The 22097-nt window shown below is 50.1% G+C and carries 22 protein-coding genes; 5 read left to right on the forward strand and 17 right to left on the reverse strand.

Annotated features, from left to right (window positions below; genetic code table 11):
- Window positions 1-6: 6 nt before the first annotated feature.
- Window positions 7-1548 carry a spore germination protein gene (locus AC1DLI_RS14840; protein ID WP_477603794.1) on the reverse strand — a complete coding sequence of 514 codons (1542 nt, stop codon included), beginning with the start codon at window positions 1546-1548 and terminating at the stop codon, window positions 7-9.
- Between the two features lie 357 nt (window positions 1549-1905).
- Here AC1DLI_RS14840 and AC1DLI_RS14845 point away from each other — a divergent pair, with 357 nt between their 5' ends.
- The 3 genes from AC1DLI_RS14845 to AC1DLI_RS14855 are packed head-to-tail and all read left to right on the forward strand — an operon-like array spanning window position 1906 to window position 3693.
- On the forward strand, window positions 1906-2115 hold the full coding sequence (locus AC1DLI_RS14845; RefSeq protein WP_477603796.1) for a hypothetical protein: 210 nt from the start codon (window positions 1906-1908) through the stop codon (window positions 2113-2115).
- Window positions 2105-3370, forward strand: a complete 1266-nt coding sequence (locus tag AC1DLI_RS14850; RefSeq protein WP_477603798.1) for a DNA polymerase IV — start codon at window positions 2105-2107, stop codon at window positions 3368-3370. Before AC1DLI_RS14845 ends, AC1DLI_RS14850 begins: the two co-directional genes overlap by 11 nt.
- A complete protein-coding gene (locus AC1DLI_RS14855) occupies window positions 3367-3693 on the forward strand; it encodes a YolD-like family protein (protein ID WP_477603800.1) in 327 nt (108 codons plus the stop codon). The genes AC1DLI_RS14850 and AC1DLI_RS14855 overlap by 4 nt, the downstream gene beginning before the upstream one ends.
- Window positions 3694-3780: 87 nt before the next feature.
- Here AC1DLI_RS14855 and AC1DLI_RS14860 read toward each other — a convergent pair whose 3' ends face one another.
- Window positions 3781-4647 carry a hypothetical protein gene (locus tag AC1DLI_RS14860; RefSeq protein WP_477603802.1) on the reverse strand — a complete coding sequence of 289 codons (867 nt, stop codon included), beginning with the start codon at window positions 4645-4647 and terminating at the stop codon, window positions 3781-3783.
- A gap of 131 nt (window positions 4648-4778) precedes the next feature.
- Window positions 4779-6071 (reverse strand): DUF2515 domain-containing protein, encoded by a 1293-nt coding sequence (locus AC1DLI_RS14865; RefSeq protein ID WP_477603804.1) that lies wholly within the window; start codon window positions 6069-6071, stop codon window positions 4779-4781.
- 170 nt (window positions 6072-6241) lie between these two features.
- Between AC1DLI_RS14865 and AC1DLI_RS14870 the strand changes: the two genes are divergently transcribed.
- Window positions 6242-6937: an SOS response-associated peptidase gene (locus AC1DLI_RS14870; RefSeq protein ID WP_477603806.1), complete on the forward strand. Its 696-nt coding sequence runs from the start codon at window positions 6242-6244 to the stop codon at window positions 6935-6937.
- A 60-nt stretch (window positions 6938-6997) separates the two neighbouring features.
- Here the strand turns inward: AC1DLI_RS14870 and AC1DLI_RS14875 are convergent, their stop codons facing one another.
- The 5 genes from AC1DLI_RS14875 to AC1DLI_RS14895 all read right to left on the reverse strand — a co-directional run bounded on the left by AC1DLI_RS14875 (window position 6998) and on the right by AC1DLI_RS14895 (window position 12447).
- Entirely contained in the window at window positions 6998-7285 is a 288-nt protein-coding gene (locus AC1DLI_RS14875) for a stage VI sporulation protein F (RefSeq protein WP_183561882.1), read from the reverse strand.
- 70 nt (window positions 7286-7355) lie between these two features.
- Complete coding sequence (gene recG, locus AC1DLI_RS14880; protein WP_477605021.1) at window positions 7356-9407, reverse strand: ATP-dependent DNA helicase RecG; 2052 nt, start codon at window positions 9405-9407, stop codon at window positions 7356-7358.
- A gap of 7 nt (window positions 9408-9414) precedes the next feature.
- On the reverse strand, window positions 9415-10269 hold the full coding sequence (locus AC1DLI_RS14885) for a DegV family protein (protein ID WP_477603809.1): 855 nt from the start codon (window positions 10267-10269) through the stop codon (window positions 9415-9417).
- 34 nt (window positions 10270-10303) lie between these two features.
- Window positions 10304-12031, reverse strand: coding sequence for a DAK2 domain-containing protein (locus AC1DLI_RS14890; protein WP_477605023.1), 1728 nt, complete (start codon window positions 12029-12031; stop codon window positions 10304-10306).
- Between the two features lie 56 nt (window positions 12032-12087).
- Entirely contained in the window at window positions 12088-12447 is a 360-nt protein-coding gene (locus AC1DLI_RS14895; protein WP_308994622.1) for an Asp23/Gls24 family envelope stress response protein, read from the reverse strand.
- Between the two features lie 292 nt (window positions 12448-12739).
- On the opposite strand from AC1DLI_RS14895, the gene rpmB reads away from it, so the two are divergent.
- A complete protein-coding gene (gene rpmB, locus AC1DLI_RS14900; protein WP_053375639.1) occupies window positions 12740-12928 on the forward strand; it encodes a 50S ribosomal protein L28 in 189 nt (62 codons plus the stop codon).
- A 97-nt stretch (window positions 12929-13025) separates the two neighbouring features.
- Here rpmB and spoVM read toward each other — a convergent pair whose 3' ends face one another.
- From spoVM to def, 9 genes are all read right to left on the reverse strand, one after another.
- Window positions 13026-13106, reverse strand: coding sequence for a stage V sporulation protein SpoVM (spoVM, locus tag AC1DLI_RS14905; RefSeq protein ID WP_010345573.1), 81 nt, complete (start codon window positions 13104-13106; stop codon window positions 13026-13028).
- A gap of 408 nt (window positions 13107-13514) precedes the next feature.
- Window positions 13515-14159, reverse strand: coding sequence for a ribulose-phosphate 3-epimerase (gene rpe, locus AC1DLI_RS14910; RefSeq protein WP_308994623.1), 645 nt, complete (start codon window positions 14157-14159; stop codon window positions 13515-13517).
- Between the two features lie 5 nt (window positions 14160-14164).
- Window positions 14165-15133: a ribosome small subunit-dependent GTPase A gene (gene rsgA / locus AC1DLI_RS14915; protein ID WP_477603812.1), complete on the reverse strand. Its 969-nt coding sequence runs from the start codon at window positions 15131-15133 to the stop codon at window positions 14165-14167.
- Window positions 15090-17183 (reverse strand): Stk1 family PASTA domain-containing Ser/Thr kinase, encoded by a 2094-nt coding sequence (gene pknB / locus AC1DLI_RS14920; protein ID WP_477603814.1) that lies wholly within the window; start codon window positions 17181-17183, stop codon window positions 15090-15092. Before pknB ends, rsgA begins: the two co-directional genes overlap by 44 nt.
- A 5-nt stretch (window positions 17184-17188) precedes the next feature.
- A complete protein-coding gene (locus AC1DLI_RS14925) occupies window positions 17189-17950 on the reverse strand; it encodes a Stp1/IreP family PP2C-type Ser/Thr phosphatase (RefSeq protein WP_477603816.1) in 762 nt (253 codons plus the stop codon).
- 7 nt (window positions 17951-17957) lie between these two features.
- A complete protein-coding gene (gene rlmN / locus AC1DLI_RS14930) occupies window positions 17958-19004 on the reverse strand; it encodes a dual-specificity RNA methyltransferase RlmN (RefSeq protein WP_308994627.1) in 1047 nt (348 codons plus the stop codon).
- A 100-nt stretch (window positions 19005-19104) separates the two neighbouring features.
- Entirely contained in the window at window positions 19105-20619 is a 1515-nt protein-coding gene (gene rsmB, locus AC1DLI_RS14935) for a 16S rRNA (cytosine(967)-C(5))-methyltransferase RsmB (protein WP_477603818.1), read from the reverse strand.
- Complete coding sequence (gene fmt / locus AC1DLI_RS14940; protein WP_477603820.1) at window positions 20616-21569, reverse strand: methionyl-tRNA formyltransferase; 954 nt, start codon at window positions 21567-21569, stop codon at window positions 20616-20618. Before fmt ends, rsmB begins: the two co-directional genes overlap by 4 nt.
- Before the next feature lie 4 nt (window positions 21570-21573).
- Complete coding sequence (def, locus tag AC1DLI_RS14945; protein ID WP_308994630.1) at window positions 21574-22059, reverse strand: peptide deformylase; 486 nt, start codon at window positions 22057-22059, stop codon at window positions 21574-21576.
- Between the last annotated feature and the right edge of the window lie 38 nt (window positions 22060-22097).

Raw genomic sequence — 22097 nt, forward strand, 5'->3', positions numbered from 1 at the left:
CTCCCGTTAAGCCTTATCGGAATGACGCTGAGCCCGCGGCTTTTTCCCGTTCGGCCTCCGTTTTGGATTTCGCAGGTTTAAATCAAGCGGCCGAAGGACGATCGCCCACCATGGCAGCCTTATGAATACGTCTCTCCATGGTCCCTGCTTGGTTGGACCGGGCGCCATCGGAGACATATACGGCACTCCGAAGGAGCGCAGCGACGTCAGATGAATCAGCATAAACAGCACCGAGATAAAAATACCGAAAAAACCAAAAATACCGGCCATAATCATGAACAGAAACCGGATAATACGTGAGGTGGCCGCCATATTGAATTCCGGCATAACAAAATTCGAAATCGCCGTAAAGGATACAATGATAACCATCCCCGCAGAAACAATGCCCGCCTGTACAGCCGACTGCCCTAAAACGAGAGCGCCGACGATGGAAATAGCAGGCCCGATGGCCCGCGGCATTCGCAGGCCCGCTTCCCGCAGCACCTCGAACGTCAGCTCCATCAGAAGCGCTTCGACTAGGCCGGGGAACGGAATGCCTTCGCGCTGTGCTGCTAGACTAATAAGCAGGGTTGTCGGAAGCATCTCTTGATGATAGGTCGTTACCGCGATGTACAAGGCTGGCAGCACAATGGAAACGACATAGGCGCCGTAACGAATGAGACGGACGAATGTTGCAATATCAAATCTTTGATAATAATCCTCTGGCGACTGAAAAAAAGTGAAAAAGGTAGTGGGGGCCATTAAAGCCATAGGCGAGCCGTCGACCATAACCGCTACTCTTCCCTCGAGCAGCGCTGCCGCTACCGTATCCGGCCTCTCCGAATTCAACATCGTTGGAAACAGCGTAAAGGTCTCATCTTGAATGAATTCTTCGATATAGCCGCTCTCGAGCACGCCGTCGATCTCGATATCCGCCAATCTGCGGTAAACCTCTTTCACGATTCCTTCATCCACTATTCCGTGCAAATACAGTACGGCCACGTTGGTATGAGTTTGCTGGCCAATCTTATGCATCTGCACGTGAAGATCAGAGGAGCGAATAATGCGTCGGACCAAGCTAATATTCGTATGAATGCTTTCCACAAAGCCGTGCTGCGGCCCCCGAATGACCGTCTGTGTCTGGGGAATCGTGACGCTTCGCACCTCTCCTCCGCACACGTCAGCAATCAATGCCTCAGCGCTTCCGTCTGCCATAATTACGCAGAGCCCTTCCACCATAAATTGCAGCGCCTGCTCAAATGTATTTATCGTTTGCACCGATCCGATCGAAACGACGCAGTTACGAAGCGCATCCAGCAGCTTGCCGCCCTTGACGTAAGCATGCGGAGGAAGTTTCATTGACATTAACGGCTCCATAATGCTTTCGTTAATCGTCTCCATATCTACGATTCCATCCACATAGAGTATCGCAATCTCACGTTCTGGAGCCGCATCGCTGCGAAACATCCGGATAACGATATCTGAGCTGCCGCCGAAGCGTTTACGAATCGTATCGACGTTCGCATGCAGCGATGGGCTAAACGGCGTACCTGCGTTTTGTTTGTTCATAACGGCACCTTTCGTTTCCATGTTGCTTCTATTTTGGCGCATTATGGGTTTAAATATGTACGGTATTATCCATGGCATACAGGAAAGAGGACAGTCCGCGTTGAACCGCCCTCTTCCCTGTATGATTAATTCGCATCCGGCAGCATTCTAATTGCATTCTTACTCGCAGGGAACTTTCGCGCATCGGAGATCGAATACAGCTTTATATCCCTCGTCGAGTACGCAAATTGGCTTCCTGATGTCCCGATGAACCAACAACCAGCCCTTGTCAAAAATAACCACAAAAATCCTGTAGTATAAGAACGCATGTTCTGTATATAATAAGAACAAACGTTCTTACCTTGAAGGAGGAGCATCATGGCATTGGAAAAATGGTTCAATACGATCGGTTGTGTCGTTGATGTCATTTATATAAGCAAAAAAGGAGTGTTTACGAAGCGGAGAATTCGGGTCCTCTCTGTCAGAGACGGCTATATCAGAGCCTTTTGTCTCGACTCCGGCGCGCAGCGCGTCTTTCTCGCAGCAAATGTATTAGCGGCAGAGCTGGTGAGTCGAGATGTCTCCTAATAAAGTTATTATGCTTGCAGATTGCCAATCCTTTTATGCATCCGTCGAGAAGGCGGAGCATCCCGAGTACCACGATTTGCCGCTTGTCGTTGCGGGGGATCCCGAGCGCCGATCGGGCATTATTTTGGCAGCTTGCCCCATCGCCAAGTCATTTGGGGTAACGACTGCCGAACGGCTCGGCGATTCGCTTGCGAAATGCCCGAATTTAGTCATCATCCGGCCGCGAATGCAGCTGTACATTGACATTTCGATGACGATTACGCGCATTTACCAAGCCTATACCGACCTCGTTGAACCCTATTCCATCGATGAGCAGTTTCTCGATGTGACAGGCTCGCTCCATTTATACGGCTCGCCGGAGGAGCTGGCGCATCACATCCAAACCCGCATTCAAGCCGAGCTCGGCATATACACCCGCTTCGGCATTGCGGAGAACAAAATGTTAGCGAAGACGGCCTGTGACAACTACGCGAAGAAAAACGATTCCGGGATCTATATTTTGACAAAAGAAAAGCTTCCTGAAACACTATGGACCCTGCCCATTTCCAAAATGTTCATGGTCGGCAGCCGGATGACGAGGCATTTTCAGTTCATGGGGCTGGAAACAATCGGCAAGCTCGCCGCGACGCCGCTTGATAAGCTGAAGCTGATGATGCGCCGCAAGCTTGGTAAAAACTCTGATATCAACGCGGAGTTATACTGGAATATCGCCAATGGGATCGATAATAGCCCCGTTACCCCGGGGACGCATGAGGTCGCTCCGAAGGCGGTAGGGCATATGATGACGCTGCCGCGCGACTATGGAACGCTTGAGGAAATCAAGGTCGTGCTGCTTGAGCTGACTGAGCTCGTCTGCCAGCGCTGCCGAGGCAAAGGGTATATGGGGCATGTCGTTTCGGTTGGCTTGATGGGCGCCGATTATGATCGGCCGACCGGCTTCAGCCGGCAAATGAAAATGGACGATCCAACGAACATCACCAATCAGGTTTATCGCGCCGCCATCCAGCTGGTGCTGCGGCACTGGGACGGCTATCCGGTGAGGAAGGTTGGCGTCAGCCTGTCGCAATTTTCCCAGGATGACGAATATCAGCTTTCTTTATTCGACACGCAGCGCGAGAAAACAATGGCGCTTGAGAAAGCGACGGATGCCCTGAAGCAAAAGTACGGAGACGCCGTTATTTTGAGAGCGGTGTCCGTTACGCCGGCCGGTCAAGCGCTCCATCGCTCGGAGAAGATCGGAGGACATTACAAATGAGAAAGAAGCTTGTAGGAAACGGGCTTTGGGAATCCAGCCGCATGATGCTGCCCGAGCACAAGGTCGCGATTAATGAGCATGAGAAGAGTTTACGGCTGCGGGAGCGCGTGGAGCTTGACGAGCAGGAATGGGAGCATGTGGCCCGCTCCGTGACGGAGTCGCTGCAGCAGCGGCAGCCGATTGCGCTCCGTTTGTTCCACCCGCTCGAAGAGCTCGCGGTCATCGGCATCGTAGAACGGATTGACCAGCTGAAAGGCCGCTTCATGGTCGATGGCGAGTGGTTCTCGATTCAGGATATTGAAGGCGTGTCTGTTCAGGAATAATAAGTCTGACCTATTTTATAAACAAAGCTGCAGCCCTCGGCCTGATTAATGGGGCCAAGGGCTGCCGGAATGAATGGAGTATTATGGCTACAAACTTTTATCAATAATTTTTTTTTGACGCAGCATAAGGATGGCGGGCACTAATGCGGCAAGGAAACAGCCAGCGGCAAGAACGGGAAGCAGGGACCACTCAAAAATAGAATTTCCAAGATACGTTTGCCAGCCGATCAATGCTAATCCAAGCAAATAAGTGGCACCGGTTATATGAATCGACGTTCGCCGAACGGGAGAAGTAAGCGATTGGCGTTCAGTCAGCCAGGCGACAAAAGGCAGAGCCTGCAGCGCATGGAAACCGAGCCCATGGAGCCAAATAATATTTCCGTGCAGGCCAACAAGCCGCCCTTGGTTAAAAGAAATCCAGAGCCCTGCCGCAAAGGAGACCATGATCGCAATCATCGCATAACGAATACTGAGCACAAGCTCCGGACGGATCAAGTAAGCTTTTTTACGGAAATATTGAATAGCCAAAAAGCAATAAAACAATACCAGCAAAAGTGCAACTAATGTAAAGATTGAACCGACAGCTACATCAAAAGCTGTTCCGTTCTGTACGAACCTCGGATTTACTCCGCGGAAATTTTGAACGGTTTCTGCAAAATAGGAATAAAACGCCAGTACAATATAGGACAATCGAAAAAAACCTTTACTCTTCTTCCCCATTGCCGAAAATGGAAGAACTGCCGCCGTGGATAGCAAAAATATGCCCAGAGCAGCATTAAAGGAAAATGCTTTCAAAACATCCCCGTCCGGGGCTACGGCTCCCCCGTTCAGCATTCCCCATACCCCGCATATCCCCGCAAGCAAAAATCCGAGAAGTCCGGTAAGCACCAAGGACTTCTCTCCTTCAAAAAACTTGACTGCCGGATGCAGTCCGCTACCTGTTTGATTATTCAATTTAAACACCCTTCCTGTCATGAGTTGATGACTCTCACTTTACAGGAAGGATATTACATTTTTAACGGACGCAGGTTTGATTTCTATTTGAACCTGCAGGATGGTTTTGTACTCGACTTAAGTATAGGGCTTCATTTTCCCCGCTGCATCGCGAGCACCGCCAGTTCGATCTTGTTCAGCATGAGACCGTATTCATTCGTAATCTCGAAGGAATGGGGCAATGGCAGCTTTTGAAAATACGGCCACACCTCGTTTACCGATTTGAACCAATCGCCAGGATCCGGGGCCTCTAGCGGCTGATCGCTCCACGCTGCGCCCAGCTCCGGACTGTACAGCGGTTCCGCCCCCAGCCTCAATCGCCCGCCAAGCAGGCGCTCCTTATAGATGCTCTGAGGAAGCTGATGGCGCACGCGTGAGAACATATGCGGCGCATAGTCCGCACGCGATCCTGTATGCTTTACGGCGCCTGCAAAGCATCTCGCGCCTTCATACACACGCGGAATGCCAAACAACATCGCATACAGGCGCTTGCCGAATTCAATCCGCTCCGGTAAACTTTCGAACTGTTCCAGAATAAGACCCGAGAGCTTTAGCACGGAGACTCCTTCACCTCTTGCTTGCCCTGTTCCATAAGGGAAAATAACGCCGTTCAGCTGAAGCAGGGACTGCAGTCCAAAAAATAACGTATGCAGCACTTTTTCGCGATAATACGGATGCTGCACGACCCGCTGCTCGATATAATGCTGCTCATTTACGATTAAAGCAATCGTAAGCGGCACTGCGTCTCGATCTCGCCAGAACTGCTTCCAGACAGGTGCCATGAACACCGATACGCCAAAGGCAGGCAGCAAATGGAACAAGCTCCTTCCCTCGCGCCGGCTCCACTCGTACAACAGCAGCTGAGGATATGCATCTTGAAAAATCAAAGCGTTTGCCTGCTCTAAAAATCGGAACACCGCCTCCCTCTGCTCTGCATTCAGCAGCCAAGGAAGCCACTCTCCTTGCAAATCTGTCATATTCCAGCCGCCATTGCGGGATACCATATGGGCAAGCAGCGCCCAATGCAGCTCTGGCGTACGGAAGTATACGTTACGGTAAGCTTCTGTACGCGTCACATTATTACGGTTGCAGGCAGCCGTCTCCGCGCGGATTCGCGCAACGAGTGCGTGGTCCCGTTCATTCCAGCCTTCTGCCGCCGGAGGGTCAGGGAATACGCTCTGTTTAGACCATGCATGCTTTAGCTTCGCGGCAGTCGAGGTCGAGAGCTGAAGCGGAATCGCCTCCGCCATCATCGCATGTGATGCACTCATGGCAGCCCATTTTCCCGCCGCATAGTCAAACGCCGCGCCAGGAAGCGCCAGCAGCTGCCGGAGCCAGTAGCCGAATGACCGGCGGTATGTTCTTACCCCATTATTTTTGCCCATCATAAGCGCCCCTGTTCAACGTCATTGACTATATGAAGCTTGATGCTCGCATCATCCTATATAACCAGTATTTGCCACCTTGATGATCGTCATACCGTGTATGCAACATATGCGCCGCAGCTGACCGCGTTGTATAATAAAAGCAAGCATAAGGGAAGGAGACAGCAGTCATGTGCGGAAGATACACGCTCACCGTCACGCTGGAGGAACTGATGGTTAGATATATGATTGGGGAGACAATGGTGCCGTTTCACCGTCCAAAATATAATATAGCTCCGAGCCAGCAGGTGCTGACGATCATAAACGATGGGCAGAGCAACCGATTAGGAGAGCTAAAATGGGGACTTGTTCCGCCTTGGGCTGACAATCCAAAGATTGGCTTTCAGATGCTTAACGCTCGCTCTGAGACGGCGGCCAGCAAGCCAGCCTTCCAAAAGCCGCTGCAGCGCAAGCGCTGCCTCATACCGGCCGACGGGTTTTATGAGTGGAAAGCGACGGCGCAGGGGAAGCAGCCTATGCGAATCGTGCTGAAGAACCGGGCACTGTTCAGTATGGCCGGTCTCTTTGAGACATGGATATCACCTGAAGGAACAAAAATTAACAGCTGTACGATTTTAACAACAACCCCCAACGAGCTCGTTGCTCCTATACACGATCGTATGCCGGTTATTTTGCGTCCTGAGGATGAACAGCTCTGGTTAAATCGCGCGGTAACTGACATCACAGCGCTTACTCCTTTATTTAAGCCCTACAGGGCAGAAGAGCTCGAGGCGTATACGGTTTCCGCTGCTGTCGGAAGTGTCCGCAATGATGAGCCTTMATTAATTGAACCTTACAAAGCCGATGAGCAGCTGGAGCTATGGTAGCCGGCAAGAACAGCGCTGAGGCCACTGCACAGAACAAAAAAAATCGCTGACCTCAAGCGGTCAGCGAAACATTCCCCAAAGCTTCAACAAGTGAAACGTGTTGTTGGGATCGATTTTTTGTCCCATGACAAAAGCAACGATCTGATCCTCCTGCGTATCCGTAAGCTGTTCCTGCAAAATAACCGCTGCTGCCTTCACAAGCTTCCTCACCTTTGGCCGATCCTGCAAATCATACTTCGTCACATTTCCAAGCAGCTGCCTGATACGATCCTTAACAACTGGGTTTTTCATTTTGTATTTGATGCGCTCGACCAACTGCGGCCGAATTCCATAGTTTTGGTAACTCACTGCCTCGACACCTCCATCCGGCAATCCCGTCACATTGTTAAACTATATGCCGAGAGGAGGGAATTATTGCCTAGTCCAGCTGTTCGCCTTGAAAAAATTGATCCTTACGCAAAACGCTTCGTACTCTCTCAAAGGAGTCATTTGACCAAAAATCATCGCGTTCGGTCATTTCAGCGGCATCTTCCCTAGCAAGCTCGAGCACCTCATAGTCTGCTACCATATCCGCTAAACGGAATTCAGGCAGCCCGCTTTGCTTCGTGCCAAAAAAATCGCCAGGACCGCGAATCTCCAGATCGCGCCTAGATACTTCAAAGCCATCATCCGTATCCGTCATGACCTTCATGCGCTCACGCCCGGTTTCCGACTTCGGATCGGCTACCAGAATACAATGCGACTGATGCTCGCCCCGGCCAACCCTCCCCCGCAGTTGATGCAGCTGGGACAAGCCGAAGCGCTCCGCGTCCATAATGATCATGAGCGTCGCGTTAGGCACGTCCACGCCAACCTCGACCACAGTCGTCGCCACCAGTACATGCGTATCGTTTGCGCCGAAGGCGCCCATGACCGTTTCCTTCTCCGCTGCCGATAACCGGCCGTGCAATAAACCGACGCGCAGATCTGGAAACGACTGCTGTGTCTGCACGTAAAGGTCAATCGCATTTTGAACGTCAAGCTTCTCTGATTCTTCAATCAAAGGACAAATAATATAAGCCTGCCGGCCTTTGTTAACCTCTTTCCGAATAAAGCCCAGCACACGCTCCATCATGGTGTGCTTTACCCAATATGTCTTGATCGGCTTACGTCCATGCGGGCGCTCGCGAATCGTCGACACATCCATATCTCCAAACGCCGTAATCGCCATCGTTCTCGGGATTGGTGTAGCGGTCATCGTAAGCACATCGGGATTCATTCCTTTGCGGCGCAGAACGCTTCGTTGGTTGACGCCGAAACGATGCTGCTCGTCAACGACCACGAGTCCTAAGCTGCGAAAAAAAACATCATCCTGAATAAGTGCATGCGTGCCGACAACGATATCGATGATTCCCATCTGCAGCCCAGCGAGTACATCCCTACGTTTGCGATCTGTCAGACTGCCCGTTAGCAGGGCCACCTGGATACCGAGCTCTGCAAACATTCTCGTGAGCGATCTCATATGCTGATCGGCCAGTATTTCGGTCGGCACCATCAAAGCGCCTTGATGCCCGGACTTAACCGCACAATAAAGTGCAATCGCGGAGACGACCGTTTTGCCTGAGCCAACGTCTCCCTGCAGCAGACGGTTCATGCATGAGGGCCTTCTCATATCGACGCAGATTTCATTAACGACCTTCTTCTGCGCATCCGTCAGTTCAAAAGGCAGTGTAGCGGCAAATTGACGGATCGTCTCGCTCTCAATACGGTGTGCAATACCGTCATTGCGCTTGCGGTTAAGCGCTCGGTAAGCTTGCAGCTTAAGCTGGAACAAGAAGAGCTCCTCATAAACCAGCCTTCTGCGGGCCTCCTGCCCTTCCTTCGTATCATCAGGTAGATGAATGCGCTGCACGGCGTCCCGCCTAGCCATCAAATCATGCTGGCGGACAAGCTCCTGCGGCAGCATCTCTTCTATCATCATTGCATATTGTGTCAAAGCTTGGCGGACCGTTTTCCGCATCCAAGGCTGCGTAATGCCTCCCCCGACGGAGTAAACAGGCTGGAGTGTTCCCGTCTTCGCAGCACCGCCGCTGCCTGGAAATTCCGAGTCTGATACCGTCATTTGCAGGCGCTGCTGTTCCCACTTGCCGGTCAACATAATCTCTCGGCCAATGGTCAGCTGATCCTGCAGAAAATGCCGATTAAACCAGACTGCCGTCACCAGCCATTGCCCGATCTCTACTTTACAAGTCAGTCTTGATTTGCTTTTGCCATAGCGCTGCAATAAGGGAATGCCCCTCACATGCCCCAGCACCGTCACTTTTTCGCCTTCCTTGACATCTGTCAGCTCGCGAATTCGATAATCCTCATAACGAAACGGAAAATAATCGAGAATATCAGCAACAGTTTTAACGCCAAAGGCGTGAAGCTCCTGTTCCTTAGGAGCACTCACGCCTTTGATTTGCCGAACAGAAATTTGATCCAGCGTCATCATAATATCACATCCTGTACATAAACACGGCTGATGCGCCTGGTCCGGTGTGTGTTCCGATAACCGCGCCAATCGTCGTCCAGTTAATCGCTTGTACATTGAATTGGCTCTTTAGAAGCTCACAAAGGTCCTCTGCCGTATCCTTGCGGAAAGAGTAAGCCATTGTCATGCCGACCGGCTCATCACCGTACGTCTGCTTCAGCAGCTCTATGATACGCGCCATCGCTTTCTTCGTACCGCGTACTTTATCAACCGCAAGCACGACACCTTCTGAATCCAATGACAAAATAGGTTTAATATTAAGGATCGAACCGATCAACGCCGAGGCTTTCCCGATCCGACCGCCCTTCTGCAAATATTCCAATGTATCAACAAGAAAATATAAATTCATATCGCGCTCAAGCTGCTCGATCGCCGCTATAATCCGTTCCTTTGATTCTCCTGCTTGCGCCATTTCCGCCGCTTTTACGACACGCATCCCAAACCCGTAAGACGCCGACCTGGAATCCAGAATCGTAATATCAGCTTCTTCCTCCAGCATAGAATGTGCGATGACCGCTGACTGAAAGGTTCCGCTGAGCGCCGCTGATAAATGAAGTGAAATAATTGGAGAATCAGCGTCTTCTGCGAGCAGCCTCCCGTATACATCAGAGAACTCAAGCGGCGATGGCTGCGATGTGGTGGGGAGCACAGCGGACTGTGCTAGCTTTTCATAGAATTGCTCCGATTTTATCGTCACCGAGTCTAGAAATGTCTCTTCGCCAAAGAGCACCTTGAGGGGAACAATGGATATCCCCAAACGCTCTTTAACTTCATCTGGAATGTCGGCCGTGCTATCCGTTACGATTCGGACCTTCCCCATTGTCATACCCTCCCAGCATTAAACGAATATAGCTTTATTCCAAGGCAAAAACATAAGGATAGAGCGGTTGTCCGCCCTTTTGCACTTCAAGCTCCAGCTCAGGATACTGCTCCCCTACCCATTCGCAAAGCGATGCCGTCTCCGCAGCATCCGCTTCCTCGCCGGATAGAATCGTTAACAAATCTCCAGAGGAATCCATCATGCTCGCGATAAGCGTTTGACAGGCTTCCAGTAAGCTCGCGTTCGATACGACGATCGTTTTCTCCTTAATGCCGATATAATCTCCTTCGTGGATGTCCACGCCTTCAATGGTCGTATCCCGTACAGCCTTCGTTACCTGCCCCGAGATAACTTGTTCCGCGGCATTTTTCATCCAAACGCTGTTGCGCTCAGCCGTTTCTTCTTCTTTAAAAGCAAGAACCGCCGCCAAGCCCTGCGGAATCGTACGGGTTGGGATTACGGTAACGCTACGCTCGCTAAGCTCAGCAGCCTGTTCAGCCGCTAAAATAATATTTCCGTTATTCGGAAGTATGTAAATGTGATCCGCTGACAAAGCCTCGATTGCATTTACAAAATCCTCGGTGCTCGGATTCATCGTTTGGCCGCCAGACAATACCGTATCTACTTCATTTTCCAGGAAAATATCAGCAATCCCTTCGCCTAACGCGACTGCGATAATGCCAAAAGGCGCCTTTTCGAACACTTGTCCCGGCGGAACCCCTTGAACCGCTTGACCTGCAAGCAGCTCAGCCGCAGAAAAGTCTGCGACGCTCGTATCCAATTGCTCATACTCAAGCAAATCACGATGCTGCTCACGCATGTTGAGGATATGGATATCGGTTAATTCTCCGTGAGGAAGTGATAGATTAAGAACATCCCCCGGTTTGCGCGAGTGCACATGCACCTTGATAATATCGTCTTCCGTTATGACTAATATAGAATCGCCGTCCTTGCTCAGCGCGCGTTTGTAAGCGGATTCATCAAAAAACGCTCCCGCTTGGCCGGACAGCTTGCGATTAATAAAAAATTCCATGTCATATAAAAATTCGATAGCTTCCGTCGATAAACGTGATTGTGCCGAGGTTGGCTCTTGCTTACGAACGGGAGGAGCAGTAGTAGGAACAGCTACCTCTTCAGGCGGAGCCGCTTCTGAAGCCATGGAAAAGGAATCAAGCTGCCCGTCAACATCGATAAGGCTGCGTAAGAAACCTTCATAAATAAATACGAGACCTTGTCCACCAGAATCGACTACGCCAACCTGCTTTAGCACTGGCAATAGATCAGGCGTACGCTGGAGTGCCTCATATGCTTTCTGGTGAACCTCCTGCATCAGCTCAGCCACATCGTTTGTTCTGCGGGCATACTGTACGGCATGCTTGGCGGCTTCCTTGGCAACGGTAAGAATCGTTCCTTCTACTGGTTTTACGACAGCTTTATAAGCGAGGTCAACACCGTATTGCAAAGCAGCGGCAAGCTGTACCGTTCCAGCCTCTTCAAGACCGGCAAGCGATCTGGAGAAGCCTCGGAATAGCTGCGACAGAATAACACCAGAGTTTCCGCGAGCGCCCATCAGCAGCCCTTTGGATAAAGCCTCTGTCGCCTTCCCAATGCTGTTTGACGGCTTGCTGCGGAGCTCGCGAACGCCGGAGGACATCGTTAAATTCATGTTTGTTCCCGTGTCGCCATCCGGCACTGGAAATACATTTAATGCGTTAACGTGCTCTGCGTTACGCTGTAAATAATCCGCGCCGAGCAGTGCCATTGCGGCAAAATCAGATCCGTTTATAAAGCGCTTACTCAACGAAAGTTCCCTCCCTGTTACTTAAGTACCCTGACATCCTGCACAATTATATGGACTTCTTCCACTTGTAGACCGATCACGTCATTCAGCACATATTTTACTTTGGATTGAATATTATGCGCTACCTCGGAAATTTTTGTTCCATAGCTTACGATGATGTAGAGGTCAATATGCAATTTTTCATTTACCCGTCTAACTTCAACGCCGCGAGTTAGATTATCTCGTCCGAGCAACTCGGCAATTCCGTCCTTCAGCTGTTTGCGAGAAGCCATTCCGACAAGTCCATAACAATCCATGGCCGCAGAGCCGGCAATAATGGCTATGCAATGGTCAGAAACATGTATGGAACCGAGTTCGGTGCTTAGCTGCAGTGACATGGAAATACACTCCCTTACTGTATATATTATGGACTAAGTATCATTGTACTATAAACGGCTCCTTTATAGAAGTCCGATCAAAAAATCCAGTCTTTCTGAGGGATTGCAAGCTATAAATGCCATGAAAAAAGGCCTTGTCTGTATATTTAGGTTGAACAGAACCAATGTTTATGATACGATATTCAAGTGTGTTTAAATGTTATTTCGCTTACGAATGAAGTTTTCCTCACGCATAACGAGCCATACTTATGGAATCAGTTTTGCTCACGCAAGATTTAAAGGAGGTGTAGTCATGTCCCGCAAATGTTTTCTTACAGGTAAAGCACCTGGTAAAGGTAACAACGTTTCCCACGCAAACAACAAAACTCGTCGTTCTTGGGGCGTAAACGTGCAAAAGGTTCGCATTTTGGTTGACGGTAAACCAAAACGTGTTTATGTTAGCACTCGCGCACTGAAAGCCGGTAAAGTTACCCGCGTATAATGATGGCTTTGGCCATAGACAAAAGCACCTGAGCGCTCAGGTGCTTTTCTTTTACTTTTACACGATCACGGCCGAAGGGTGCCCTGCAGCATCTGACCTAATTTTTTTGGAAGGTATTCAAAATCGCCTTTACGAATCCGCCCAAAAATTTAGGCAGTTTGATTGTATAAAATTTCATGCCTCATCCCTCCTCAGACACGCTCATCGAATTTATCCGTGACAAAATTCCTACGCTCATGTAAACATCCTATGCGTCATCAGTTCGTCCTATTCCAATGAGGGCCTGCGGGGAAAGCGTATTAAGCGCCCGTTATTGTGTCCGTATGATCTCTTAAAAAGATAAAAGCAGAAACGACAATAGCGAGTAACAAATAAAAAATAATCGACAATACAAAAAAGGTTATGCGAAGTCCAAGCGTTTCAAACCTCCGAAAAAAACGTATACCTATGTATAAAGCTAACAATGAAAAGAGATACCGGTAAAAATCCTCGATAAGAGAAAAAACCGTCAGCATAAGGCCTGCTAAAAACGTGTAGCCCAAAAGCCAAAACGTCGTTTTTAATCGCTCATTCATCATCCCGGCCCCTAACGCAGTACCGCTATTGCTGCTGCACGGTCCTCTTCTGAAAACACCGCATTCCCAGCCACAAGAACATTGGCTCCAGCCTCTCGAATGACTGCTGCCGTCGTTGAATTCACGCCTCCATCTACCTGTACGTGTACGTCATCCAGCCCCTGTTCCTCAAGCATGGCACGCAGCTGCCGCAGCTTTACAAGCGAGTAAGGGATAAACTTCTGACCTCCGAATCCCGGATTAACCGTCATGATAAGCACAAGGTCAAGATCATGCAAAATCGGCTCCAACACAGAAACAGGTGTTGCAGGATTTATGGCTACGCCAGCCGGCAAGCCCTTTTCCTTAATATAATGAATGGTTCTATGCAAATGCACGCAGGCCTCGGCATGCACCGTAATTCGATCCGCTCCCGCTGCAATATAGTCTGCGATGGATAGCTCTGGACGCTCAATCATAAGATGCACGTCAAATGGCAGCTTAGTCGCTGATCTTATCGCCGAAATGACCGGCGGTCCAAAGGTTAGATTGGGAACGAAATGTCCATCCATTACATCGACGTGAATCCAATCTGCTCCTGCCGCTTCCACGGCTTGAACTTCCTCTCCAAGCCGTGCAAAATTAGCCGATAATATGGAAGGGGCAATAATTGTCATAGTTGTTAGTACCTCCGTTTTTTCTCTTTCATCTCTGCTAAAAACAGCAGATAATGATCATGTCTGCTTTTCTCGATTTCTCCGTTCTCAACCGCAGCCAGCACGGCGCAGCCTGGTTCTTGGACATGCGTGCAGCCACGAAACTTGCAGCTTGGTGAAAGCTCGCGCATTTCAACAAAGCAGTAGCCTAAATCTTCAATACCCAGCTCCTGGAAATCCAGCTGGCTAAACCCTGGCGTATCGGCAACCAAACCGCCGCCGATTTCAATCAGCTCGACATGCCTGGTCGTATGTTTGCCACGCCCCAGCCTATTGCTGATTTCATTGGTCTCAAGCTGTAGGCCTGGAACAATGGCATTAAGCAGCGATGACTTACCTACGCCTGATTGACCGGCAAATACGGCCATATGGCCCTGCAGCCGCTCTTGAAACGGAACAATGCCCTCGCCTAGGCGAGAGCTTGTCCCGTATACTTCATAACCAAGAGGACGGTAAATACGGTTAACGGAGGCAGCCGCAGCTTGCGCCTCCTCCGTTTCCAAACCGTCATTTTCTAAATCCTGTTTGCTTAAACAAAGTACCGCAGGAATACCTGCATGCTCGATATGAACAAGAAACTTATCGAGCAGCTGCAAATTCAGCGCAGGTTCCGTTACCGAAAATACGAGAATGGCAAGATCAATGTTAGCGACTGGTGGACGAATAAGCTCCGACGAGCGGGGTAGAAGCTCCTCTACGGTGCCCTCCCCGTTCTCCGTTAAGCTGTACATAACGACATCACCAACTAAGGGCGACAGTCCCTTATTCTTAAACACACCGCGTGCCCGGCATTGGATTGTTACGGAATCCGATGCTGTGTCATCCGCTCGTACATAATAATAGCCGCTCAACGCTTTTACTATCGTGCCCTTAAGATGACCTTCTTTGCTATTATGGCTGCTGTTCTTGTTGCTGCTCTTCTTCAATTGGCTCATCGCTTTCGGTAACCTCCGCTTGTGCTGGCTCATCTGTAGCCTGCACTTCTTCACCCGGAATGGTCAAGGTGGATGAATTTGAACCCTGCTTTAGTTCTTCATACGTGATCGTCTTGGTATCGATAAACTGGTTGTCACGATAAACCGTCACTCTCGCTTCCGTATCCGGCGCAACGACAACAGTTACAGGGAAGGTCTGCGTATTGGTAATTTGGCGTTTATCCCATTCGATATTCTCACCGCGCGCGTCGGAGTATTCAATTCGAATTTCACTGGTTTTGCCTGCTTCCGCAGGTGAAATCGTAATATTGAATTGATGCTCTAACGCATCAGCCGGCGGTCCAGAGCTTACCCGAATGGACAACTTCGCCCCTTTGGAGACTTGATCCTTCGGTTTATATGGATCTTGGCTAATGACATAATTCTTCTGATGCAAATAGCTCGGCTCATATAAAATATCAGCGTCATCGAGCGTCAGTTCGTTTGCCTTAATCAAATCCTTTGCCTCATCCAGGCTCTTGCCTATCAAATTCGGCATCGGAACGGTCTCGCGGCCCTTGCTTACCATGAAATTGAATTCAACCGATTCAGGATTGTACTGTTCACCCGCCTTTGGCGTCTGCTGAACAATCGTATCCGGAGCTTCCTCGCTGAACACCGTATCAATCACGATCTGATCCTCGGTGATGCCCAATGCGCCGAGCTCATCAATCGCTGTCTGAAGTGATTTCCCGACATAATTGCCAAGCTCCTCGAGCTCAGGACCGTCGCTGACCGAAATTTGGATCAACGAACCTTCCTTGACCCTCATATTCGCCTTCGATTGACTGATTACCTGGTCCTTCGGTATTTCTTTATTGTGCTCATGAATAACAGGATCTTCCACTTTAAGTCCAGCGCCTTCAATCATCTGCCGAGCTTCGGTTTCAGTCTTGCCCACGACATAAGGCACGTCAACCTCTGCGACATCCAGAACACCGAGCAGCCAGATAAAGCCCCAAATGATTAACCCCAGAATACCGAGCGTGACGCCAACAACAGCGAGCGGTTTTTTCCAGCCCTTCGACTTCGGGGCTTGCTCGTTCTCTTGCTCCCCCTCAACTGCCGCAACTTTCGGCCGTTCGCGCTCTATGGGGTCTGCTGGCCGGATATCTCCGCGAATAGCGGGCATTACACGCGTTTCTTCCATATCGTTAACATGAATAAACGTTATTTTGGGTTCCTTTAAACGTTCAGGACGAAGACAAGTATCCAAATCGAGCAGCATTTCATGGGCTGAGCCATAACGCTCGCTCGGATTTTTGCGCATCGCTTTTAGGATGACATTCTCCACGCTTTGCGGAATATGCGGATTAACGACCCTTGGCTCCTCGAAATTTTCCTGCAGATGCTTCAAAGCTACGCTGATCGGGCTTTCCCCCAGAAACGGCAGCTTTGCCGTCAGCATCTGATAAAGCACGATGCCTAGCGAATATAAATCCGATTTTTCCCCGGTATTAACCCCTTTGGCATGCTCTGGAGAAAAATAGTGAACCGATCCGATAACCGATCCCGTCTGTGTTATGGTCGATGATGTAACCGCCCGTGCGATACCGAAATCGGTTACCTTCACTCGTCCGTTTTTACCTATGAGTATATTATGAGGCTTAATATCACGATGTATAATATGATTTTGATGGGCATGATCAAGCGCATCAGCAATTTGCATGGCAATACGCACCGATTCATCTGTCTGCAACGGCGCACGCTCTTGTATAATTTCGTTCAAATTGTGGCCTTCAATATATTCCATAACGATATAATGCGTATCATCTTCTTGTCCTACATCATAAATGCTGACGACGTTCGGATGAGATAGCGCAGCTGCCGACTGTGCTTCACGACGGAATCGGCGAATAAATTCCTCGTCATGCACAAATTGCTGCCGCAGCACTTTTACCGCGACCTTTCGATTCAGCAGCACATCATGCGCTTTATATACAAGCGCCATTCCGCCTCCGCCGATACGTGTCAAAATTTCATAACGTCCGCCTAAATCCTGTCCGATCATCCTTGTCACCCCTCTCGATTCGTGCTAGGCGCTTCTTGCAGCAGAACGACCGTAATATTGTCGTCTCCGCCGGCATGGAGCGCAAGCTGAATGAGATGATCAGCTTTTGCTTCAAGCTCCAGCTGCTCCGTCGAGATCGTCTGCAGCATTTGCTGCTCGCTCACCATATTCGATAAGCCGTCGCTGCATAGCAGCAGGACGTCATGCGGGGACCATTCCACGGATTGAACCTCGATGTCCACATGGGAATCCGTTCCGACTGCGCGAGTCAGCACGTTGCGTCTTGGATGATGTGCCGCTTCTTCGGCGCTAAGCTGGCCGGATTTGACCAATTCATTTACAAGCGTATGGTCATTCGTGATTTGGGTAATAACGCCTTCCTTAATTTTGTAAGCGCGGCTGTCGCCTACATGTCCGATAATAGCGTTGTCCTGCTTTACCAATGCTGCAACAATCGTGGTTCCCATATTGTGGTAATTTTCATTGCGAGATGCCAACTCAAATACAGCTTCATTCGCTTTCGAAATCGCTTGACGAATCAGCATTTTCCCTTCTTGCAAGGACAAATCAGCTTTCGCTGCACTCTGCTCCAGCATGCTGCGAAACGCATCAACGGCCTTCTGGCTAGCTACGTCCCCAGCCTGATGACCGCCCATGCCATCGGCTACGATGGCAAGGGTTACCCCGTTATTCAATTGACTTACCCATGATTGGTCTTCATTGACATGACGAACCCGTCCAATGTCACTGCGGTTAGCCGTTAACAATCAATCATCACCTCGCCTGAGACTCCATATGTTTCGCTCTTAATTGGCCGCAGGCAGCCGCGATATCATGGCCTTGCTCCCTGCGAATCGTTACGCTCACTTTATTCCGCTCCAGTACGCGCTGAAATTCAAAAATATCCTCGCGCGGCGTCCGAACATAATTACGTTCAGGAACATGGTTTACAGGAATTAAATTAACGTGGCATAACATGCCTTGAAGTACATCAGCAAGCTCTTGCGCATGCTCCGCGCGGTCGTTCACTCCGCCAATCAAGGCGTACTCAAACGTAATTCTCCGGCCAGTTTTCGCGATATAGTTATGGCAAGCCGCCATAACGTCATCAAATGGAAAACGGCGGTTAACCGGCATCAGCTTCGAACGAAGCGCATCATTCGGCGCATGGATCGATAGGGCAAGGTTAATTTGCGTATTTTCCTCTGCGAATTTATACATGCTTGGTACAATTCCACTCGTAGAAACCGTAATGTGGCGTTGACCGATGTTTAGCCCTTTTTCGTGAATCATAATACGCAGGAAAGCCATCGTTGCATCATAGTTTTCAAAAGGCTCTCCAGAGCCCATGATGACGATACTGGATACGCGCTCGCCCGTTGCGTCAAGCATTTGCTGAGCAGTAACAACTTGAGCAACAATTTCTCCCGCAGTCAGGTTACGCTTCAAGCCGCCTAGCGTTGATGCGCAAAACGTACAGCCGATTCGGCATCCGACCTGAGTCGTAACACAGATGCTATTGCCGTAATTATGACGCATAATAACCGTTTCGATCGCGTGCGCGTCATGCAGACCGAATAGAAACTTGACAGTGCCGTCCTTTGATTCGAATTTCGTAATTTCGCTAAGAGTAATAATCTGGAAGTTCTCCTCGAGCTTATCGCGAAGCGCCTTGGATAGGTTAGACATATCTTCAAAGCTCTTTACACGCTTCACATAAAGCCAATCAAACAACTGTCCGCCGCGGAATACCGGCTCGTCGTTATCTTTCATCCACTGTTGAAGCTGTTCGAGCGTGTAGTCATATATGCATGGTTTCATTTCATCACACCTGTACCTTATAGTAGGGCGGACCAAGCGTTCTGGTTCCAGCCATCGATTTATTTTACCACAAACGCCCATGTTCAGCCATAAGCGCGGTTTATGGACGCTTTACCATCCTTGCAATGTAAAAACCGTCGCTGTCAAAATGCTGCGGAAGCAGCTGCGCTTGACCATCGAAATGCTCATCGATTGCGCCTGCTTTCATCAACTGATCCACAATGGCTTCCGGCCAGTTGCGATCCAATTCAAACTCAGGATGCTCCTGTAGGAACCGTGCGACCTGCTGCTCGTTCTCGTCCTTCTCGATCGTGCATGTGCTGTAAACGAGCACTCCCCCAGGGCGAACCAAATCGCATACAGCGTTTAATAAACGCTGCTGAACGGCAGCGATATCCGAAACATCGCCGGCGGTTTTGGTCCATTTGATCTCCGGCTTGCGTTTAATAACGCCAAATCCGGAACAAGGAGCATCGAGTAACACAGCATCCATCGATTGCGGCTTGAAGCGGCCAGCCAGCTTAAGTGCATCCTCGGTAATGGCTTCGACATTGCGAAGCTTCAAACGCTCGGACTGAGTCACGATCAAATCGCGCTTATGCGCGTGCAAATCGTTAGCCCATACCTTGCCCTTGCCATCCATTAATTCAGCCAAATGCGTGCTCTTTCCGCCGGGTGCAGCGCAGCAATCCAGCACCTGCATGCCTGCTGTAGGCGCAACCACCTCAGCAACCAGCATCGAGCTTTCATCCTGCACAGACCACAGCCCTTCGCGGAAACCGTCAGTATCAGCAAGATTGCCGCCTCGCTGAATAGTTATACCTCCTGGCGCAATAATAGATGGCTCGGCCTCAAAGCCTGCTTCTTTCAAAAGCGCAATGGCTTCTTCACGGCTAACCTTTAATCGATTAGCACGCAGGCTTGTATGTGGATGGTCATTCCCCGCCGCACAGATTTCTTCTGCCTTCTCCGCTCCGTAGGTTGTTACCCAGCGGCTTACCAGCCATTCCGGATACGAATGGCGAAGCGCAATTTGAACCACAGGATCAGCATGCTTGATCTCGAGAGCCTGCAGTTCCGTCCGGCCGCGGTCAATGCTGCGCAACACACCGTTTACCATGCCGGAAATACCCGAATGCCCGCGTTTCTTCGCTATGGTTACCGCTTCATTCACAGCTGCGTGCGCAGGTATGCGATCTAAATATAACAGCTGGTATGCGCTCATTCGAAGCAGCTGATGAACCCATGGCTCAAGCTTATGTAGACCTTTCGAAACGAATCGGTTTAACCAATAGTCAAGCGTTGCTTGACGCTGGATTGTCCCATATACGAGCTCTGTTACCAGCCCCGCGTCCGCACGCTGCAAGCCGGCATCCTGCAGTGTCCGGTTGAGCTGCAAATTACTGTATGCTCCAGTCTGAGCAACCTTAACCAATGTATCCATCGCCAGCTCGCGCGGCGATTTCGCTTTGCGGGTTCCCTGCTGCGGCGGTGTCTGGCCAGCCTGAGCGGGTCTGCCGCCGGAAGCTGGACGCTTATGGCCGTTTCTTGCTTTAGGCTTGCCTTTTGCGCCATTACCATTGTTACCCGTTTTTTTCGTGCTGCTCTCCGTCATGCTGTACCTCCGTCGCCAAGCAGCGTGCCTGCTTCAAGGCGTGCGCCCTTCAGCCAATCTGCCGCGCTCATCGCTCGTTTGCCTGCTGGCTGAATTTCTTTCAATACAAGCACGCCCTCGCCAGTCTGGACATGAATGCCGCTGCTGTCCGATGCAAGAACGGTTCCTGGTGCAGCAGGTTCTTTTGAAACAGCGGCTGAAGGAACGGCGCACTGCCATACTTTAAATACTTCTCCATTCAAATAGGTAAAAGCGCCCGCCATCGGCGACAAGCCCCGGACTTGATTAAAAATTGCACGAGCCGGTTTCATCCAATCGATTCGCTCGTCCTCACGCGTTAAATTAGGTGCGTAGGTTGCTTCCTCATTCTGCTGCGGAACGGCCTTTGCTTCTCCCAAAATAATGGACGGCAGCGTTTGTCCAAGCAGCTCCGCCCCGGCAAGACTGAGTTTCTCGAACATGGTCCCGGATGTATCCTCGTCACCTATCGGCAGTTCGACAACACTGATCATATCGCCGGTGTCCAAGCCTTCCGCCATATACATAATCGTAACGCCAGTCGAGCTCTCGCCGTTAATGATAGAGCGCTGGATAGGAGCGCCGCCGCGATATTTCGGCAGCAAAGAGCCATGTACGTTAATACAGCCAAGGCGTGGAATATCAAGCAGCGCCTTCGGCAAAATTTGGCCGTAGGCAGCCGTAACAATCAGGTCCGGCTTCAGCTCGGCTACCGCTGCAACGGCGTCTGCATTGCGCATCCGCTCAGGCTGGAGCACAGGCAGATTGAACGACAACGCCGCTTCCTTTACAGGCGGCGGCGTTAGCGTTTTTTTGCGGCCCTTCGGCCGATCAGGCTGTGTGACTACAGCAACAACATTGTACTGCTGCTCCAAGAGCAGCTTCAAAGAGGGAACGGCAAATTCCGGCGTTCCCATAAATACGATACGCATGAAGCTATTCGCCGCCTTTTCTAGCTCTTTCCGAAATGTCGTAGATGCTCTCCGCCAAATCGGTAAACAAAATACCGTTCAAATGGTCGACTTCGTGCTGGAACGCACGGGCAAAATAGCCCTTCGCTTCGACCGTAAATGTCTTTCCGCTGCTATCTTGTCCAGTAACCACGATGCGGTCTGCACGCAGCACATCGCCGTTTAGATTGGGTATGCTCAGGCAGCCTTCAGGACCAAGCTGCTCGCCTTCTTGTTCAACGATAACAGGATTTACCATTTCGACTAAGCCATTCTCATCGCCCACATCCACAACAATAATCCGTTTCGAAATCCCAATTTGCGGCGCCGCAAGGCCTACGCCCTCTGCGTCGTACATCGTATCGGCCATATCCTTAAGCAGTTTTTGCAAATTTGAATTAAATTTCGTTACTTCCTTTGCCACTTCCCGCAATACCGGGTCCGGCTCTTTTACAATTATACGGATACTCATTGTATTCCCTTCCTTTACGATCATTAAAATAGTAATAG

The organism is Paenibacillus sp. 01T443, assembly GCF_056398325.1.

Coding starts and splice junctions, on each gene's coding strand:
- AC1DLI_RS14840 (WP_477603794.1), bottom strand. CDS start 1,548: ATGAACAAACAAAACGCAGGTACGCCGTTTAGCCCATCGCTGCATGCG.
- AC1DLI_RS14845 (WP_477603796.1), top strand. CDS start 1,906: ATGGCATTGGAAAAATGGTTCAATACGATCGGTTGTGTCGTTGATGTC.
- AC1DLI_RS14850 (WP_477603798.1), top strand. CDS start 2,105: ATGTCTCCTAATAAAGTTATTATGCTTGCAGATTGCCAATCCTTTTAT.
- AC1DLI_RS14855 (WP_477603800.1), top strand. CDS start 3,367: ATGAGAAAGAAGCTTGTAGGAAACGGGCTTTGGGAATCCAGCCGCATG.
- AC1DLI_RS14865 (WP_477603804.1), bottom strand. CDS start 6,071: ATGGGCAAAAATAATGGGGTAAGAACATACCGCCGGTCATTCGGCTAC.
- recG (WP_477605021.1), bottom strand. CDS start 9,407: ATGACGCTGGATCAAATTTCTGTTCGGCAAATCAAAGGCGTGAGTGCT.
- AC1DLI_RS14885 (WP_477603809.1), bottom strand. CDS start 10,269: ATGGGGAAGGTCCGAATCGTAACGGATAGCACGGCCGACATTCCAGAT.
- AC1DLI_RS14890 (WP_477605023.1), bottom strand. CDS start 12,031: ATGGCACTGCTCGGCGCGGATTATTTACAGCGTAACGCAGAGCACGTT.
- AC1DLI_RS14895 (WP_308994622.1), bottom strand. CDS start 12,447: ATGTCACTGCAGCTAAGCACCGAACTCGGTTCCATACATGTTTCTGAC.
- rpmB (WP_053375639.1), top strand. CDS start 12,740: ATGTCCCGCAAATGTTTTCTTACAGGTAAAGCACCTGGTAAAGGTAAC.
- spoVM (WP_010345573.1), bottom strand. CDS start 13,106: ATGAAATTTTATACAATCAAACTGCCTAAATTTTTGGGCGGATTCGTA.
- rpe (WP_308994623.1), bottom strand. CDS start 14,159: ATGACAATTATTGCCCCTTCCATATTATCGGCTAATTTTGCACGGCTT.
- rsgA (WP_477603812.1), bottom strand. CDS start 15,133: ATGAGCCAATTGAAGAAGAGCAGCAACAAGAACAGCAGCCATAATAGC.
- pknB (WP_477603814.1), bottom strand. CDS start 17,183: ATGATCGGACAGGATTTAGGCGGACGTTATGAAATTTTGACACGTATC.
- rlmN (WP_308994627.1), bottom strand. CDS start 19,004: ATGAAACCATGCATATATGACTACACGCTCGAACAGCTTCAACAGTGG.
- rsmB (WP_477603818.1), bottom strand. CDS start 20,619: ATGACGGAGAGCAGCACGAAAAAAACGGGTAACAATGGTAATGGCGCA.
- fmt (WP_477603820.1), bottom strand. CDS start 21,569: ATGCGTATCGTATTTATGGGAACGCCGGAATTTGCCGTTCCCTCTTTG.
- def (WP_308994630.1), bottom strand. CDS start 22,059: ATGAGTATCCGTATAATTGTAAAAGAGCCGGACCCGGTATTGCGGGAA.